Genomic DNA, 17444 nt, shown 5'->3' on the forward strand with positions numbered 1-17444 from the left:
GTGCAGAAGCCGTCGAGATACAAGAGGGTCGGGTGAGGGCATGGCCGAGGCGTTCGTTCTGGAGGTGGAGGATCTGCGCGCCGCCGCCGCTTATGCCGCGGCATGCGCCGGCGCTGTGCTCGCGATCTTCGAACAGGCGCGGCCGGGCGATCCGCGCCCGCGCGAGGCGATCGACGCAGCGCTGGTCTTCGCTGCGGGCGGCAAACGCGTGAAGGCGTTGCGCGACACGGCCTGGGCGGCGATGCGGGCCGCGCAGGACGCAGATGGCGGCGCGCCCGAGCAGGCCGCGAGATCGGCTATGTCCGCCGCCTACGCTGCCTGGCTCCATCCGCTGCCCAGGTCCACGCAGGTCAGCCATATGCTGGGCGCGGCAGCGCATGCCGCGCGAGCGGCCGAACTGGCGGCAGGCGATCCCGATGCCGGCGCCGACCATATCGAACGCGCGGCGCTACGCGCATCCCCGGCGCTCGTTCAATTGCTGCGCCGCTATCCGGCGGCACCGCCCGGCGGCGGACGGGTTGGCGAATTGCTCCGCCTGCTGGACGGCCGGCTTCGCGAGATCCGCCCGGACGAAACGGGCTGAACCCGGAGTTGATACGGTTCGGACTGAACCGGATAAAATCCAGATATTCTTTTGTTTGCCGTGATTTCCGAGCCGGCAGGTGAGTTACCTGCCTAAAAAATCACTCTATTCCACCGCGCAACGCCAGCAGATCAGCGGACCATCCTCCTCGTCCACCCGCTCACCGCTCCGAACAAAGCCGTTGCGTTCCAGCACCGCCTGCGATGCGAGATTGTCGATGCCGGTTTCGGCGGTGAGCGCGGACACATCGGCCCTGCTCCGCGCCCAGACGACGATCTCGCCGATCGCGGCGCTCGCCAACCCACGCCGCTGGCGGCTGGGCGCGACGCCATAGCCGATATCGACGACGCCGCCTTCAGGCACCCGGGTGATCGAGCACAGCCCCGCCACCTCGCCATCCGCGACGATCAGCCAGGATGCGGGCGCGAAAGTCTGGCGGACCTGCGCGGCGACCCCGGCCAGCATCCCGATCACCACGTCGGGCGCGATCGCGCTATCGGCGAGCGCAAGGTCGCGCGGCCCACGACCGTCCAGCAATGCCGCATAATCCTCAGCAACGGCTTCAACGATCACGCATTCCTCCAGGCACCATGCCGCGACCTTCCGATGCGACCATGGCCGCCTATATCGTCGACCGAATAAGCGAAAGAGGGACAGCCGCATGCCGGCCGGGCTTTTCGCTGTCACGATACCGATCATGGATTGGTTTTCGGATGCGCGCCTCCCAGCCCCGCCAGACTCGTACACCGCAATAGCCGCCCTTCTCCAGAGCGAAGAAATAGTTGCCCATTTTTCCGGAACCATGCCGACCGGTACGCTTGACCGATAATGTCTATTGATTAGGTAGACATATCCCGAATCCAAGTCAGGCAATCAAGACCATGAAAACAAACAATAAATTCGTTCACCTCCTGTTTTTCGTATCACCCATCGCACTTGCGGTAGCCCCTGCGAACGCCAGCGGGATTGACGCCGAGAACGCAGATCCAGGCAGCGAAACCGCCGATCCGGCCGGTCAGGACAGCGGCTATACCGACATTGTCGTGACCGCGCAGAAGCGCGAGACGCGGCTTCAGGAAACCCCGGCGAGCATCCAGGCGATCACTGGATCGACGCTCGAAAACGCGGCCGTCTTTGGTCTCAACGATCTGACCAAGATCGCCCCCGGCCTCGTCGTCACCGATGCCGGCCCCGGCCAGCGCCGGGTTTCGCTACGCGGCATTCGCTCGTCGGGCGAACCGCAGGTCGCGATCTATTATGACGAGGCGCCGCTGGCCGGCGCGCCCGGCACGACCAGCGATTCCGGCGGCAACCAGGGTGATCTGCAATTGTTCGACGTCAATCGCGTGGAGGTGCTGCGCGGGCCGCAAGGTACGCTTTATGGCGCCAGTTCGATGGGCGGCACCATCCGGATCATCTATGCCAAGCCGAGCGACCGGTTCGAGGCCGGCGTCGATCTGGTCGGTTCGACCACGCGCCATGCCGGAGAGAATTACCAGGCCAATGCGATGGTCAACGTGCCGATCATCGGTGATCGGCTGGCGGTGCGGGCCGTCTATTTCAGGCGCGATAATGCCGGCTGGATCGACAACCCCGTGCTCGGCCAGGAAAAGACGAACCGCGAGGAGACCGAGGGCGTACGCCTGCTGCTGCGTGCCAAGCCGACCGATTGGCTGACACTCGATCTGGGCTTCCATTATTATAACGCGACCGGCGCCAATCCGGTCTGGGCGCCGGGGCTGGGCGAATTCGTCGGCGCGAACCGCGTCAATCTGGATTTCCACGACAAGAACCGGCTCTATACCGGCACTGCCAAGGCCGATCTCGGCTTTGCCGATCTCGTGCTGACCGGCGCATATCAGGACCGGGACAGCCTGTTCATCCGCGATCCCTATTATCTGCTGGCGGGCGCCCCCAACAACCAGACCTTCTGCCGCCGCCACTTCACCGCAGCGGTCTGCGCGACGCCGCAGGGCATCCAGGATTTCAACGCCTATGTCGCGAGCGTCACGCCGGTCGCCTATGTCTCGCCGCAGACGATGAAGAACGGCACCGCCGAAGTCCGCCTGCAATCCAAGGATGACGGTTTCCTGAGCTGGACGGTGGGCGCCTATTGGTCGCGCCGTAGTTCCTGGGTCGGATCGAACGGCGTGCTCGTCGATGCGCATGGCGACCTGCGCGAGAACGAGCCCCTGGTCTATACCCGCCAGGTACGCGATCGCCTGCGCCAGCTCGCCGGGTTCGGTGAGGTCTCGCTCCGGCCGTTCGACGGGCTCACTGTCACCGGTGGCATCCGCTATTACGACTATCAGCGTGTCGTGGCGGGAGACACCCAGAAGGGCTTCGACCTGATCAATTTCGCCGTCCAGCCCTGGACGGTGCGTGAAACCCGCGAAGACGGCCTGCTCTACAAGGCCAATATCGCCTGGCAGGCATCGCCCAGGCTGCTCGTCTATGCGCAGGCGGCCTCGGGCTTCCGTCCCGGCGGCGCCAACCAGGTCCTCGGCCTGCCCAGTTCGTTCACACCCTATGAATCGGACAAGCTCTGGACATATGAGACGGGCGCGAAGGCGACGCTGCTGAACGGCCAGTTCCTGTTCAACGTCACCGGTTACATCACCGACTGGAAGAACCTGCAGGTCAGCGGCACCAGCGGCACCTTCGCCTTCCTCACCAATGCCGGCGACGCGCGGGTGAAGGGCGTCGAGGTGGAGGCCATAGCGGTGCCGACACGCGGCCTCCAGGTTTCAGCCAATATCAACCTGCTCTCCGCCAAGCTCACGACCGACCAGATCAACGATCTCGTTATCGCCAGCGGCCGCAAGGGCGATCGCGTGCCGCAGACGCCGAACATCAGCTACACCGTCGCCGGCCAGTATGAATGGGATGTCGGGGGGCTGAAGGCGCTGGTGCGCGGCGACCTCAACTATGTGGGCCGTTCCTACGCGGATTTCCGCCCGACCTCCACCGCCTATCGCCGGCTGGGCGATTATGCCGCCGTCGGCGCACGCGCGGGCGTCGGTACCGATCAGTGGGGCGCCTATCTGTTCGTCTCCAACCTGTTCGACGTTCGCGGACGGACGACGGCGGGCAACGTGCTGGGCGGCACGATCGAGCAGATCACCACGATCTCGCCACGCACCATCGGCCTCAATGTGAAATTCGGGATCTGAGCAATCATGGCATTCGCACCGAAACTGGGCGTGGCGCTGCTGCTGGCGAGCGCCGCCGGCCCTGCGCTCGCCGACACGCCCGCCCTGCCCGACGCGGCGGCGCAGGAACGCGCGGCAACGATCCTGCCGATCGCCGCCGCCCTGGAACCGCGCCTCAATGCCGTGTCACGCGAGGTCTGGGGCCTGTCTGAAATCGGCTTCAAGGAAGTGAAGAGCAGCGCAAGGCTGCAACAGGAACTGAAGGCGGCGGGTTTCCGGATCACGCCCGGCGCCGGCGGCATGCCCACCGCCTTCATCGCGGAGGCGGGATCGGGCGGCCCCGTCATCGCGCTACTGGCCGAATATGACGCGTTGCCCGGTCTCGCCCAGGCCGCCGTGCCGCATGAAAGCCCGATCGCGGGTCAGGTCGCGGGTCAGGCCTGCGGGCATAACCTGCTGGGCGCGGCATCGGTGACGGCAGCGATCGCGATCAAGGGCTGGCTGGAAAGGAACAAGGTGCCGGGCACCATCCGGCTCTATGGCACCCCCGCCGAGGAAGGTGGCTTCTCCAAGGTCTATCTGGTCCGCGACGGCTATTTCAAGGATGTCGACCTGACCCTGACCTGGCATCCGGGCGACCGGAATGGCGCGACGCCCGGGCGTTCGCTCGCGATGATCTCCGGCAAGTTTCGCTTCCAGGGTGTGGCATCGCATGCCGCCGCCGCGCCGGAACGCGGGCGCTCCGCTCTCGACGGCGTGGAGGTGATGAACGTCGCTGCCAATTTCCTGCGCGAACATGTACCGTCGGACGCGCGCATCCAATATGTGATCGCCAATGGCGGCGGCCAGCCCAATATCGTCCCGGCCAGCGCGGAGAGCTTCTATTTCGTCCGCCATCACGATGCGGCTGTGGTCAAGGACATCTGGGGCCGTATCCAGAAGGCGGCGGAGGGCGCGGCGCTCGCGACAGGCACCAGCGTCAAGGTCGAGCTGATCTCGGGTGCATACGACACGCTCCCCAATCTGACGCTCAACCGCATCGTCCACCGCGCGCTCACGCGCGTCGGCGGCTATGCCTATACGCCGGCGGACGCGGCGTTCGCGAAACAGATCCTGACCACCTATCCCGATCGCGGGATCAGCGAGAGCGACCCTTCGGCGATCGAGCCGCTCGGTCCAGAGCGCAAGGGATCGGCATCCTCCGATGTCGGCGACGTAAGCTGGGTGACGCCGACCGCATCGCTTTCCACCGCCACCTTCGTGCGCGGCACATCACCGCATAGCTGGCAGGCGGCAGCGACCAGCGGCACCCCGATCGGCGAAAAAGGCGCGCTCGTCGCCGCCAAGACGATGGCGCTGACCGCCGCCGAGCTTTTCCTGGCGCCCGACGCGATCACGGCCGCCAGAGCCGAGTTCGAACAGCGCCGGGGGCCCGGCTTCAAATACGTCTCGCTCGCCGGTGATCGCAAGCCGGCGCTCGACTACACCGATCGATAAGGAGCTTCACAATGCACGACTTTTCACGCCGCGACCTGTCCCGCCTCGCCGGGATCGGCCTGGGCGCCAGCCTGCTGGGCGGCGCATCGCTCGCCAGTGCCGCGAAGCGCGCGCCGGCGAAGACCGGCCTCGCCCTCGATCATATCGTCTGGGCGGTGCCGGATCTGGATGCCGCCGTCCGCCAGATCACCGATCTCACCGGGATCGAGCCGGTTTCCGGTGGCAAGGCGCCGGGCCGCGAACAGCCGCATAATGCGCTGCTGAGCTTTGGCGGCGGATCCTATTTCGAGATATTCTCGCCGGCGCGCGCGGGCGGCGGTGGGCGCTGGGGCGACGCGATCGGCGACGGCAAGCCCCGGATCGTCAGCTATGCGCTGCGCGCCACGGACCGCTTCGAGAAACTGCGCGCGGCGATCACCGCGCATGGCCACAGCTTCACCGGCCCGCGCGCGATGGGCCGCGTGCGCCCCGACGGCGGCGCGGTGAATTGGGAATTGCTCAACGTGGCGGGCACGCCGTTCGACGACACCCTGCCCTTCTTCATCGACTGGCTGGCCTCCAAGCCGCATCCGTCGGAGAGCTCGCCCAAGGGCGCTACGATCGCGTCTTTCGTTGTCGCCCATCCGCAAGCGGATCAACTGGCGGAGGTGTTCCGTGGCCTGGGCATCGACACGCCCGTCGTGCGCGCGGCAAGGCACGCGATCCACCTCCAGCTCAACACGCCGGCGGGCAAGGTCTGGCTCACCTGATGCAAAACGCCGGTCGATGCGCGCCGCGCCATCGACCGGCCTGTCCTCATTCCGACCCGACGATGCCCAGCAATTCGATGGTGAAGACCAGGGTCGCGCCGCCGGGAATCGGGCCGCGCCCGATCGGGCCATAAGCCAGGTTCTGCGGGATCGCGAATTCGAATGTGTCGCCGACGCTCATCAAGGGCACACCTTCCTGCCAGCCACGGATCAAGCCCCGCAGCGGAAAGGTCGCGGGTTCACCGCGCGCGATCGAGCTGTCGAATTCGGCGCCGTCGATCAGCCGTCCGGCATAATGGATCGTCACCACGTCGGCGACGGTCGGGCGCGGGCCCGATCCGTCACCCTTCACCCGGCGATAGCGGATGCCGCTCGCCGTCGCCCGCCAGCCTTCCAATGCCGGCAAGGTCAGCAGATAAAGCATCTGTCGGTTGTGATAGGCAGCATCCTGGCTCGGCCCCGCGGGCTGAGCAGGTTGCGCGGCCACCGGCGCGGCGCAGGCCAGCAAAATTGCCACCACCGGCGCGATCCGTGCGAAACCCATCATAACCTCCCTTTTTTGCCGTCGCGCCGCGCCGAGCCGACATCGAACATGATGCGCGAACGCGCGAAGTCCGCACATGACGCGTGCGGGCGTTGGTGGCCGGTAGGCTGTCGGCACGTGATAGGCAATGACAGTTCATTGAACCTGAAACCCGCCGAATTGGACGATGGTGCATATTCGAACTATCGTCACGCAATGATCATGCAGATCGGCGATACGAACGGGCTTGGTTTCGAGATCGCGCTCGAAGCGGCACCGAACGGTCCATTCCGTGAAATCCGCTTGACACTCCATCTGGCCGGCAAGTCGATTCCCTACGACAACGACTTTGCCTATGCCGACGATGTGGCGTTCGTTCTGCTCGATCGCGCGCGTCCGGATACCAGGCTGATCGCAAGTATCGCGACATGTGACCGAAGGGCACTGACCGAAGATATACTGGACATCATCTGCAATCGCCCCGACATCTGCGAGATCGAAATCGCAGGCAGATCTTATATCCCCGCCGATTTCCATATCGACTTGATCGTGCCGATCTTTGCCTGCCTATTCGAAGGATTCACGGACGAATATCTGTGCGTTCTACACAACGACGACCGCTACCAGGAACTGATATTCCCAAGAGGGCACGTCGCCGCGATGATCAAGGCCGCGCTAATCCAACCGCGAGATACGCGACAGGAACGAGCGGCGCATGCCATGTTCGGCGACGGAGCGGAGCATCCTGCGTTCGGCATCCGTCAATCCCGACGTATCCGCCGCACCGTCTTCACCGTGAAGCGGCGAATAATTGCAAGAAGGCCCATAGCCAAGATTGACCGCCGGCGCGTATCCACACGATATTCGAGCATATTCAAGACCCACTCGGGAATAGCCTCGGGTCTCGATCACCCTGATAGCATGGCAGAGTCCAGAACCGAGGATGCCCATGCCGAAACGATTCCCAATTGCGCTCATTGCCGCCGCCATGCTCATCTCCGTCGTGCCCTTGCCCGCCTGCGCCGAGCCGGCGTCCGATCTCCCGGAAGCGCTGCGACAATGCGCCATCGGCCATGCGCTCGGCCTGGCGGCGAAGCAGGTGGGCGACAGCCCCGAACGCATCGCCGAGACGGCGCTCCAGCTCTGCTACCAGGAGAATATGGAAGCCCAGAACGCCTTCCGCGCAGAACGGATGCGTCAGGACCCGCCGATTGATGCAGATGAACTGGTGGCTCAATGGGATGTGCGCCGCGTCGCATTACGCGCTTCGCTGGTGGCCGCCATCAAGGCTTGTCGCACCGCTTCGGCGGATCCCGGACGATGCGCGCCGTCCTGACAGCACACGCCGTTTTTCAGCCGCTCGCGGTCAGATTATCCAGTGCGGCGCGTCCGGATATCCCAGCGGCCAGGCGCCGAGAAATTCGAACGCGAACGCCAGCAGGACGGCGATGCGCGGTTTCAGCGCACCTCCGTATACACATATTCATGCTGACTATCCCGCACGGTGAGCGTGCGTGCGCCATCCTTGGTGCCGATCACCGCGTCTACGCCGATCGCGCCGCCGCCGGCCGAGACAATCGAGACTGTGCCGTCGGCATTCTTGCGTGTCGCCACCGGCCCTTCGATGAAGCCCGCCTTCATCCATTTCGTGCCGCCCCGATCGCTGAAGGCGATCTTGCCGTCGATCTGGCTGCGATAGTTCGCGGCGAGCCCCGCCAGCACCGCGGGATCGCCGGGCACGGTCAGCTTCGCACGCCGCGCCTGGGCCTGGGCCTTGATGCGCGCGGCGACGGAAGCGACGTCGCCCGCCGCCTCGGGCTCGCCGTCATAGACCACTTCGAGCAGGCGACGGAGGAACGGAGCGATCATCGAGGCGCCAGGATCGGCATTGGTCAGGATGACCGCACCGATCCCCGCATCCGGCAGCACGAAAAAGCTGCTGTGATAGCCCTGCAACGTGCCGCCATGGGTGACGACGGTCACGCCGGAGACGATGCGCTCCATCAGTCCCATGCCGTACCAGCCATTCTCGCCGATCGACACGCCATGCTTGCGGCGTTCGAGCAGGTTGGCCTCGCTCACGATCCGCTTGCCATCGGGCGTCAACCCCTTGGACAGTTCAAGCTGTGCATAACGGGCCATGTCCGCGGCGCTCGACCAGGCGCCACCCGCAGGGCGATGGGGCACGATCAGGTGATTGAAGGTGTTGGGAATCTCGACCATCCGGCCGTCGACATCCAGGCCATGGGGCCGCGCCCAGTCACCCTTTTCAGCAGCGGCATTGTCGAAGGTCGTATCGCGCATGCCGAGCGGGCCGAAGATGCGCGTCTGCATCGCCTTGTCGAAGGCCGCGCCCAGCTCCATCTTCGGATAAGCGAGACTGCCGCCCAGATAACCGGCGGCCGACGCCATCAGATTATTATACTGGAAAAGCTCGCCGAACTTGCTGGTCGGCTGGGTCTCGGCGAGCTGCCGGAACGTATCCGATGCGGGGGCGCCGGCATCGGCCAGGATGAATGCGTAATCCTTGCGCGGCAGGCCGGTGCAGGCACACACCAGATGGCGGACGAACACCGACTTGGTCACTTCATCGCTGCCCAGGCGGAACGACGGATAGAGATCGGTGACATGCTGGTCCCAACGCAGCTTGCCTTCGTCGGCGAGGACCGAAAGCAGCAACGTCGCCATGCCCTTGGTGTTCGATGCGACCATGAACTTGGTGTGCGCATCCACCGGCTCGGTCGAGCCCAGTTGCCGCACGCCGACGCCGCCCTCCCAGACGACCTTGCCCTGATCGATCAGCGCGATACCGACGCCGGGCACTTCAAGCTGCTTCGCAGATGCCGCGACGAAATCGCGCAGCGCCTGGATACGATCGGGCGTCAGCCGATGCGCCGTTTTTCCGGCGAAACTCTCCGGCGCATAGCCGGCGGGTCGCAGGCTGGCCTGAACGATCGACAGGGCGGCGGAACGCTTGTTCGCCGTCGATTCCGCACCGTCCGAGATCATCACGGTCCACGCCGTGCCCTTGCGCAATGCCAGCGCCGAGGCGACGGCGCGTTCGCTGGGTGAAGTTTCGTAGGAAATGCCGACGCGCTCGTCCCAGCCATCGCCGCGCGCGACCGGACTCACCAGTCGGACCGCGCGCGCCACTTCCGGCTTGTAAAGCGACCATGCCCTGGTGACAGCCGCCTGCGCATCCGCCGCGCTCCCGACTTCGACCACGGCGATATTCAAATTGGCTTCGGGCGCGGAGAGGACCGTCACCGGCCCCTTCACCGTCGCGACCCAGTCGCGCGGTTGCGTGTAGCTCATCCCGGACGCTGTCTTGCTCGGCGTATCCGATCCGGCGGGTGCCTGGGCGAGCAAGGGCATGGGCAGGCACATCAGTGCCAAAGCGAGCGCGAATTTCACGGCGAACCTCTCAATCGATCGTTGAAACCGACCACAACGCCAAGGCTAGGCCGAGTCGAAACTCACCCACCCACCAAATATGGCCTGATAGGAAATAATCGTCTTAATCAGAGAAATGTCAATGCGCGTCGGCGGGACGCGGACATGAGAAGGCCGGCGGAGCGGCCGTGCCGAAGCACGTCCGCCGCCACCGGCGTTCTCCATTGTCGATCGTCAGAAGTTCGCGCGAACGCCGACGTAGAATTTGCGGCCGATCACGTCGTAGATCGACGCGTTGGTCGCGGAGTTGGAGATGAAGTCGACCGGTGCGATCGGCGGCTTGCGATCGAACAGATTGTCGACGCCGGCATAGATTTCGGCGTTCTTGCCGACCAGGCCGTCCAGCTTGTACTTCACCGACATGTCGACATAGACGACCGCGCCGATGTTGTTGTCTTCCTTGGACAGGTCTTCGGGACCGAAGGTCACGTCGTAAACACCGCCATTGATGTAGCGCGCCTGCAGGAAGGTGCCCCAGCGATCGGTCTCGTAATTGGCCGAGAGCGTCGCCTTGAAATCGGGCATGCCGCCAGCGTTGCGCCCGCCCACTTCGCCCGCCACGTCAAGCGGCACGCCACCCGAGGGTGCGATCTTCTTGTGGATCAGATAGCTGGCGACGGCGCCCAGGTTCAGCCTGCCGGCACCCAGTTCCATGCCATAACGCGCCTCGAAATCCAGGCCCTGCAGCTTGTAGGTGCCCAGGTTCAGGTTCTGCTGCTTCACTTCCTCCAGCGTCTGGCCTGGGCCGAAGGTGATCAGCGAGCAGATATCCTGTTCGCCGGCATAGCAGCGATTGACGATATCCTGCGGCGCCAGCGAACCGATCGCGCCCTTCAGATTGATATCCCACCAGTCGAGCGAGGCGCGGAAGCTGCCCGCCGTCAGCACGGCGCCGAACGTCTTGGTCAGCGCGCGTTCTTCCTTCAGGTTGGGATTTCCCGCCAGCGGCACCTTGACGAGCGAGGTGCTGGTGCCACCCACGAACGGGTTGCTGAGGTTGGTGAACAGCAGCACCGTCTCCACGAAGGATTCACCGATGCTGGGCGCGCGGATGTCGCGCGAGATCGTGCCACGGAAGCGCAGGAAGCTTACCGGCTCGAACGTCAGACCGGCCTTCCACGTCACCACATTGCCCATCGTCGAATAATGGGTGTAGCGCGCGGCGCCGTTGAAATCGAGCTTCTGCGCGCCGTCGAGCAGCGGCACCGCGATTTCGGCGAAGCCTTCGGTCACGTCATACTTGCCGTCGAGCGGCTGCGCGTTGACGATCAGGAACTCCTCGTTCGCGTTGGGCGCGTTGACGGTGCGGTGCAGCTTCTGGCTGCGATGCTCGCCGCCCACGGTCGCAAGGATCGGCCCTGCCCAGCCGTTGAACAGCTCGCCGCCGATTTCAGCCGCGAACACCGATTGCTCGATGCGTGTGTTGGAGATGCCGGTTTCGGTGATGTAATCGATCGCCGCCTGGCTGGGCGAACCCTTGCCAAACAGGTTGATCGGCACGCAGGCCGGGTCATTGTCCGTCGGATCGGCATTCACGTTGACGCGGCACGAGATCGTGTTGCCCACCTTCACCGCATCCGCCGCGCGGATCAGGTTGTTCACGATCATGTTGTTATATTGCTTGTTGCTGAAATCGGTGCGGCCATACTGGCCGGAGACTTCCCAGTTCCATTTCGAACCGATGCTGCCCTTCAGCCCGCCGACGAAGCGCATGCTCTCGGTCAGCGAAGCGGAGGTGATCGGCGGGAATTCCTCGAAAGTGCGGAACAGCACCACCGGCGCGCCCATCGCCGCGACATTGGCGGGCAGATAGGGATTGTCGGGCGTGATCGTCACATCGCCGAAGGTGAAGGCGTTGACGAGCGCGCCGCGCGACTTGGAACGCGCGAAGCTCGCCTCCGCGAACAGGTTCACGCCGTCGGCCACGTCGTAATTGACCGCGCCGAGCACGTTGAAGCGCTGCGTGGGCACCACCAGCGCGGTCTGGTCCGCCAGCCGCGATCCGCTGCCGCCGATCATCAGCGATCCGCCGATATCGCCCAGCGCGCGCGGACGCGCCGTGCCATCGGGGAAGAATTCCAGATTGTCGTTGGGCAGGCCCAGGCCGATCGTCACGCCATTGGGGCTGCCCAGATAGAGCACCGCATTGTCGCGGAACACATAAGCGGGCTTGCCGTCATTGGGGCCGGTATCGGCGGCGTTGGTGACGATCGCCGGGCTGCGGCGCTGCCATTTGCGCGCGGACGCCTTGGGAATGCCTTTGTTGTCGTCATAATCGGCGGCGAGCAGGAAGTGCCCGCGGCCGCCGGCGAACGCGCCGCCCCATGCGGCGGAGAGGCGCAGATTGTCGGCATCGCCCTTGTCGGAAATGCCATATTGCGCATTGAGCTTCAGTCCTTCCAGCCGCTCGTCATAGATCAGGTTGATCACGCCGGAGACTGCGTCCGAACCGTAAGCGGCCGATGCGCCGCCGGTCACCACATCGACGCGCTGGATCGCGAGCGAGGGAACGACGTTCAGATCGACATTCTCGAATTCGTCGAAGGGCGTGGCGCGGCGGCCGTTGATCAGCACCAGGTTGCGATTGGTGCCCAGGCCACGCAGGTCGACCACGTTCACGCCGTTCTGGCGGCTGTTCAGGTTGGTCGAAGCCGGGGTGAGCGTGCCTGTGAAGGCCGGGATTTCGTTCAGCACATTGGCGATGTTGGTCGTGCCGCGCTGGTCGATCAGTTCGGTGCCGATCGCGAGGACGGGCGTGGGCGCCTCGAAATTGCCCTTGATGCGCGATCCGGTGATCGTGATCAGGCCTTCATCCTCGGCCGCGTCAACGCCGTCGGGGGCATCAGCCGCTTGGGCCGGCGATTGGTCCGCAGGGGCCGTCTGCGCAAGGGCGGGAACCGCCATCACCCAGAGTGCGACACCAGCCAAGCTCTTCAAATTACGCGTGAAAGACATGGTAATCCCCTCTTTGCCCCGGCGCGTTCATTCGCATTGTCGGGGCGCCGATGCGTGCGATAGTACATTTATAATCGGGATTAAAGCAGCCTTATTTGAAATTTTGGCAGCATTAATTTCCGATCCGGCCCTTTTAGAGCTGATTCCGGATGTCGCCGCTCATGCCCTTTAGCTCCGAGTTTCCATTGCCACTTTATGATTACATCTGTAGTCAAACATCGCAGATGCGCTGATGGATGCGGAAATAATGGCAGATGCAACGCTTTCGACACGCCGAGATGCCCTGCTGGGGCTAGGGGCCCTATCGACCAGCCTCACCTTCAGCCCGGCAACGGCGTGGACGGGCATCGTCACCGCCCGCCCTGCGCCGGGAGATGATTTCTACCTTCATGTCAACGCTGCGGCGATCGATGCCATGGTCATTCCGCCGGGCAAATGGGACCTGGGCCAGTTCGATGCATTAAGCGCACGGGTCGCGGAACAGATTGCGGCGCTTGTCAGGGCGGCCGCGCAACATGCGGCGCCCAGATCGCCGGAAGAAGAACGGGTGGTCACCGTCTGGCGCTCACTGCTCGACGAAGCCGGGATCGAGCGTGGCAGCCTGCAAGCGCTGCGTAAAAGCCTCGCTCCGATCCTTGCAGCGCCCACGCACGATGCGCTTGCCGTGCTGATGGCCGATCCACGCTCACCCTCGCCGTTCGCCTTCAACGTCTTCCCCGCACAGGGCGAGTGGATCGCTCATCTGGACACGCAGAATCACGAACAGCCCTTCCTGGGGCTGCCGGCCTCGGCCTATTCCTCCATGGATGCGCCTTCGATCGCCATGCGCCATGCCTATGCCGGCGGTATCGCGACCTTGCTCAAGCTCGCCGGCGTCGAAGACGGGGCAAAGCGCGCAGCGGACATATTGACGATCGAGACGGGGTTGGTCGCGCGGCAATGGCCGCTGGAGCGGCTGCGCGATCGCCGCGCCAACCTGCATATCATGACGGTTGCGGAGCTTGAGACGTTCGCCCCCGGCCTGCCATGGCGCGCGATGCTGCGTGCGCGCGGACTGGAAGGGATCGCACGCCTGAATCTCGGCACCGACGGTGCAGTAGCGGCCATGTCACGGTTCTTCGCTGAAACGCCGCTGGACGGATGGCGCAGTTGGCTGGCGTTCAGCCGGATCCGCAACGCCGCCGCGGTGCTGCCAGCATCGATCCGCGCGGCGCAGCACCGGCTCTCCCTGATACCGAGCGGACGCGAGCCGCCGACGCCCGCACGCGAGACCGAAGCGATCCGCTTCCTGACGCGCCGCATGCCTATGGAGTTGGGTCGACTCTATGTGGAGGCGCATGTCGCGGAACGAACGCGCGGCGAAATGACCGCCATGCTCGGCTATCTCAAACGCGCGATGAGAGAAAGACTGCGCGCGGCAAGCTGGCTGGATACCGGATCGAAGACCGAAGCCCTGGCCAAGCTTGACGCGATGGGGCTCAAAGCCGGCTATCCCCGAACATGGCCCGGCTGGGACGGCCCCGCGCTCAGCAACGGGGATGCGGTTGGAAATCTCGACACATTATTGCGACACGGCTGGACACAGCAACTGACGCGCCTGACCAGCGGTGGCGACGAAGCCTGGTACCAGGCCCCGCAATTCGTCAACGCCAGCTATAGCGTATTGCTCAACACGATCGAGGTTCCGGCCGCAATCCTTCAGCCCCCCTTCTTCGACGCCGATCGCCATCCCGCCGCCAATTTCGGCGCGATCGGCGCGATCGTCGGCCATGAGATGGGGCACGGGTTCGATGATCAGGGCCTGCTCTACGACAGCAAGGGGATGCTGCGCGACTGGATGTCGCCGGCGGCGCAGGCCGCATTCGCGGAACGCGCCGAACGACTGGTCGACCAATATGAGGGATTCGCACCACTGCCCGGCCTGAAGCTCGACGGGCGCCGCACATTGGGCGAGAATATCGCGGACCTGTCGGGGGTATCGCTGGCGCTCCGCGCCTGGCAGCTTTATCGCGCGGATCACCCCGGCAGCGCCCCCGACGAGCGGGCGGCGCTGCGCACCTTCTTCACGAACTGGGCGAAAACCTGGTGCTACAAGGCGCCCGACGATGCGATCCGTCATATCGTCGCCAACAGCTATCATGTGCCTGCCCCCTACCGCGTGAACGGCGTGGTGCGCAATCTGGACGCCTGGTACGACGCATTCGCCATCGGCCCGGGCGATGCGCTTTTTCTTCCGCCAAACGAGCGCGTCCGGCTCTGGTGAGCGGGCGCGTTCACACTTCTAAAAGTTCAGGCTGTGCTCGTTGAGTTTGCCATGCGTGAAGATGGCGTTGAGCAGCCGGTCCTCGCACGCGGTGATCATCATTACCGCATGGCGGCGGATTTCATCGGTCTGGTTCTCCTTCACCAGATCGAGCAGGCTCCGATGCTGTTCCCAGGGAAAGGGCATGGATCCGGTGAGCTTGATGTAGATCCAGTAGATCCGCATCGTGGTTTCCTCGAGCTGCCGGATCCAGCTTATAAGCAGCGGATACTGTGTCTGCTGTGCGATGTAGACGTTGAAATCGCGATTGGCCTTCAGGATCCGCAATGCGTCCGCATCGGTGGTGATCGGTCCGTCGTGGAAGATCGCGTCATTCTTGCGCTTGAACTCAGCTTCTTCGATCTGGGGCGAGATCATCGAGAGAATGCTGGGCTCCACCATCTTCCGGATCGTGAAATTCTCCTTCACATCCTTCAGCGTCAGTGATCCGATGCGCGTGATCCTTGGCGAAGGCGAGACCATGAATTGCTGCGCGGTCATCTGCTCCATCGCGTTGCGCGCGGCGGTGCGGCTGATATCGAACATGCGCGTCAGGATATTCTCGGACACTTTCTGGCCGGGCGGAAGGCGCTGCGTCACGATCGCGTCCATGATCCGGTCGTAGACCTCGAGCGTATCCCTCTCGGCCAGCCCCTCACTTTCGCTCGTCATCCTGATCCCGCCTCCCCGTTCAGACACTACAGTCACGAATGGACAAATCAAATGCGGTCGCTTCGACCGGAAACCGGGACCAAAGGGGATCGTCGCGGTTGCCCGCGTCCCACGCCAAGCGCTAATCTGGCAGACGACATCCGCGGAGACCGATCGCGAAGGAGAAGGACATGTCGAAACTCGCCACGACAATCGTCGCGATCGCGCTGACCGCCGCCCTGCCAGCGTGCGACAAGGCACACGCACCCGCGACCACCGACAATTCAACCGAAGCCGGTACGAACAGCACGAATGTCACGGAAACATCAGACGACGCGGCCGCGACAACAGGCGAAATGCCGGCGACAATCACCGCGACCTATGATTGCAAGCCGGCGATGACGGTTTCGGTTGTCTACGACAATGGCGACGCGGAAACGCCCAAGGCGCGCGTATCGATTGACGGTGCCAGCTACGACATGACGATAGCGCGCTCTGCATCAGGCGCGCGCTACGTCACGGAAAAGGGCCGTGCGCCGGGCAAGACGCTGATATGGTGGAACAAGGGCAATGACGGCACGCTTTTCGAAGGAAAGGCTGGCGCGCCAGAAACCGCCGCCGAAACCATGATCGCGACCTGCACCGGCAAGGGCTGACAGTCGATAAGCTGAAGGCGCAGCGCTACAATATTGCAACGCGAAATGCGCCGGCCTACCTGTCATATGGGCTGCAATTGGCTGGAAGGAACAAGAAACATAATGAACGACCAGACGTCGGTGCTGAGCGAATGTCTGAAAAGGTTGCGCGCCCGTCGAGGATGGTCGATCGCGGAGACCGCGCGCCGCGCCGGCCTGTCCGCGTCGATGCTGTGGAAAGTCGAGAACGGCCAGACGACACTAACGCACCGAAAGCTCATGCAGCTTGCCGAGGGGCTGGCGGTACCGATCAGCGACCTCTTCACCCCCGTCGAACCGCAGATCAGCAAGAACGGACGGCGCGTCGTCAATCGCCGGGGCGCTGCGCCCACCGTCGATTTCGGCGGCAATCTCCATCATTTCCTGGCGACCGAGATCGCTAACAAACATTATTACCCTTGTCTGGTCGAAGTGAACGCCAAGGGCGACGGCTCCGATGCCGAGAAACATGGCGGCGAGGAATTCGTCTTCGTGATCGACGGCAAGGTCGAGATGCATTGCGAAGGCTATGAGCCCGTCGTGCTCGCGGCCGGCGACAGCGCCTATTTCGACGCCGCGCTCAAGCATCGCTACATCAGCCATGATGGACCGGCGCGCTTGCTGTGCATCTATTCCCATCTCGAACCGGCGCAGCACGAACATGCCGTCGGCACCGAAGCGCATTCGCGCGCGATGCGCGTGCTGCAGGGCGATCCCGTCGTCATGGAACTTTCCCGCACCGCGCTGGCGCCACGGCCTGTGCCGTCCCGGCCGGCAAGGCGCTGACAGGTCCGACTTTACGGATTGCGATTCCGGCCATTTTTCCCTCATCAGGATTATGATTTTTAATATATGAAATAATCGTGATTGAACGTCCCGATCAGGTGTGTCACACATCTATAACA

General features: G+C 63.9%; 15 protein-coding genes. 8 read left to right on the forward strand and 7 right to left on the reverse strand.

The genetic code is table 11. The annotated features are described in order from the left end of the window. Nucleotides 1-40 precede the first annotated feature (40 nt). The gene (locus tag ACODTA_RS06555) at nucleotides 41-583 is read left to right on the forward strand and encodes a putative immunity protein (RefSeq protein WP_489065004.1); all 543 of its coding nucleotides are present in this window, start codon (nucleotides 41-43) and stop codon (nucleotides 581-583) included. A 105-nt stretch (nucleotides 584-688) separates the two neighbouring features. Here ACODTA_RS06555 and ACODTA_RS06560 read toward each other — a convergent pair whose 3' ends face one another. Beyond that, nucleotides 689-1156 carry a GNAT family N-acetyltransferase gene (locus tag ACODTA_RS06560; RefSeq protein ID WP_489065005.1) on the reverse strand — a complete coding sequence of 156 codons (468 nt, stop codon included), beginning with the start codon at nucleotides 1154-1156 and terminating at the stop codon, nucleotides 689-691. A 308-nt stretch (nucleotides 1157-1464) separates the two neighbouring features. Between ACODTA_RS06560 and ACODTA_RS06565 the strand changes: the two genes are divergently transcribed. From ACODTA_RS06565 to ACODTA_RS06575, 3 genes are read left to right on the forward strand one after another with little or no spacing between them, the layout of a single operon-like run. Further along, entirely contained in the window at nucleotides 1465-3756 is a 2292-nt protein-coding gene (locus ACODTA_RS06565; protein WP_489065007.1) for a TonB-dependent receptor, read from the forward strand. A 6-nt stretch (nucleotides 3757-3762) separates the two neighbouring features. Then, nucleotides 3763-5232: an amidohydrolase gene (locus ACODTA_RS06570; protein WP_489065008.1), complete on the forward strand. Its 1470-nt coding sequence runs from the start codon at nucleotides 3763-3765 to the stop codon at nucleotides 5230-5232. A gap of 11 nt (nucleotides 5233-5243) precedes the next feature. Further along, the gene (locus ACODTA_RS06575; protein WP_489065009.1) at nucleotides 5244-5981 is read left to right on the forward strand and encodes a VOC family protein; all 738 of its coding nucleotides are present in this window, start codon (nucleotides 5244-5246) and stop codon (nucleotides 5979-5981) included. 46 nt (nucleotides 5982-6027) lie between these two features. Here ACODTA_RS06575 and ACODTA_RS06580 read toward each other — a convergent pair whose 3' ends face one another. From ACODTA_RS06580 to ACODTA_RS06590, 3 genes are all read right to left on the reverse strand, one after another. Next, nucleotides 6028-6525, reverse strand: coding sequence for an FKBP-type peptidyl-prolyl cis-trans isomerase (locus ACODTA_RS06580; protein WP_489065010.1), 498 nt, complete (start codon nucleotides 6523-6525; stop codon nucleotides 6028-6030). A gap of 135 nt (nucleotides 6526-6660) precedes the next feature. Next, on the reverse strand, nucleotides 6661-7041 hold the full coding sequence (locus ACODTA_RS06585; protein ID WP_489065011.1) for a hypothetical protein: 381 nt from the start codon (nucleotides 7039-7041) through the stop codon (nucleotides 6661-6663). A 138-nt stretch (nucleotides 7042-7179) separates the two neighbouring features. After that, nucleotides 7180-7494, reverse strand: a complete 315-nt coding sequence (locus tag ACODTA_RS06590; protein ID WP_489065012.1) for a hypothetical protein — start codon at nucleotides 7492-7494, stop codon at nucleotides 7180-7182. Here ACODTA_RS06590 and ACODTA_RS06595 point away from each other — a divergent pair. Continuing rightward, nucleotides 7493-7840 carry a hypothetical protein gene (locus ACODTA_RS06595; protein WP_489065013.1) on the forward strand — a complete coding sequence of 116 codons (348 nt, stop codon included), beginning with the start codon at nucleotides 7493-7495 and terminating at the stop codon, nucleotides 7838-7840. The genes ACODTA_RS06590 and ACODTA_RS06595 overlap by 2 nt on opposite strands. Nucleotides 7841-7962: 122 nt before the next feature. On the opposite strand, the gene ACODTA_RS06600 is transcribed toward ACODTA_RS06595, so the two are convergent. Beyond that, nucleotides 7963-9918, reverse strand: a complete 1956-nt coding sequence (locus ACODTA_RS06600) for a serine hydrolase domain-containing protein (protein WP_489065014.1) — start codon at nucleotides 9916-9918, stop codon at nucleotides 7963-7965. Nucleotides 9919-10131: 213 nt separating this feature from the next. Next, a complete protein-coding gene (locus ACODTA_RS06605; protein ID WP_489065015.1) occupies nucleotides 10132-12912 on the reverse strand; it encodes a TonB-dependent receptor domain-containing protein in 2781 nt (926 codons plus the stop codon). Between the two features lie 247 nt (nucleotides 12913-13159). On the opposite strand from ACODTA_RS06605, the gene ACODTA_RS06610 reads away from it, so the two are divergent. Then, complete coding sequence (locus ACODTA_RS06610) at nucleotides 13160-15175, forward strand: M13-type metalloendopeptidase (RefSeq protein WP_489065016.1); 2016 nt, start codon at nucleotides 13160-13162, stop codon at nucleotides 15173-15175. An 18-nt stretch (nucleotides 15176-15193) separates the two neighbouring features. On the opposite strand, the gene ACODTA_RS06615 is transcribed toward ACODTA_RS06610, so the two are convergent. Continuing rightward, on the reverse strand, nucleotides 15194-15886 hold the full coding sequence (locus ACODTA_RS06615) for a GntR family transcriptional regulator (RefSeq protein ID WP_489065017.1): 693 nt from the start codon (nucleotides 15884-15886) through the stop codon (nucleotides 15194-15196). A gap of 170 nt (nucleotides 15887-16056) precedes the next feature. Between ACODTA_RS06615 and ACODTA_RS06620 the strand changes: the two genes are divergently transcribed. Together ACODTA_RS06620 and ACODTA_RS06625 are read left to right on the forward strand one after the other, a co-directional pair. Next, nucleotides 16057-16521: an MliC family protein gene (locus tag ACODTA_RS06620; protein ID WP_489065018.1), complete on the forward strand. Its 465-nt coding sequence runs from the start codon at nucleotides 16057-16059 to the stop codon at nucleotides 16519-16521. A gap of 102 nt (nucleotides 16522-16623) precedes the next feature. Next, nucleotides 16624-17325: a helix-turn-helix domain-containing protein gene (locus tag ACODTA_RS06625; RefSeq protein WP_489065019.1), complete on the forward strand. Its 702-nt coding sequence runs from the start codon at nucleotides 16624-16626 to the stop codon at nucleotides 17323-17325. Nucleotides 17326-17444: the final 119 nt, after the last annotated feature.

The sequence above is a fragment of the Sphingomonas sp. FG14 genome (genome assembly GCF_057809675.1).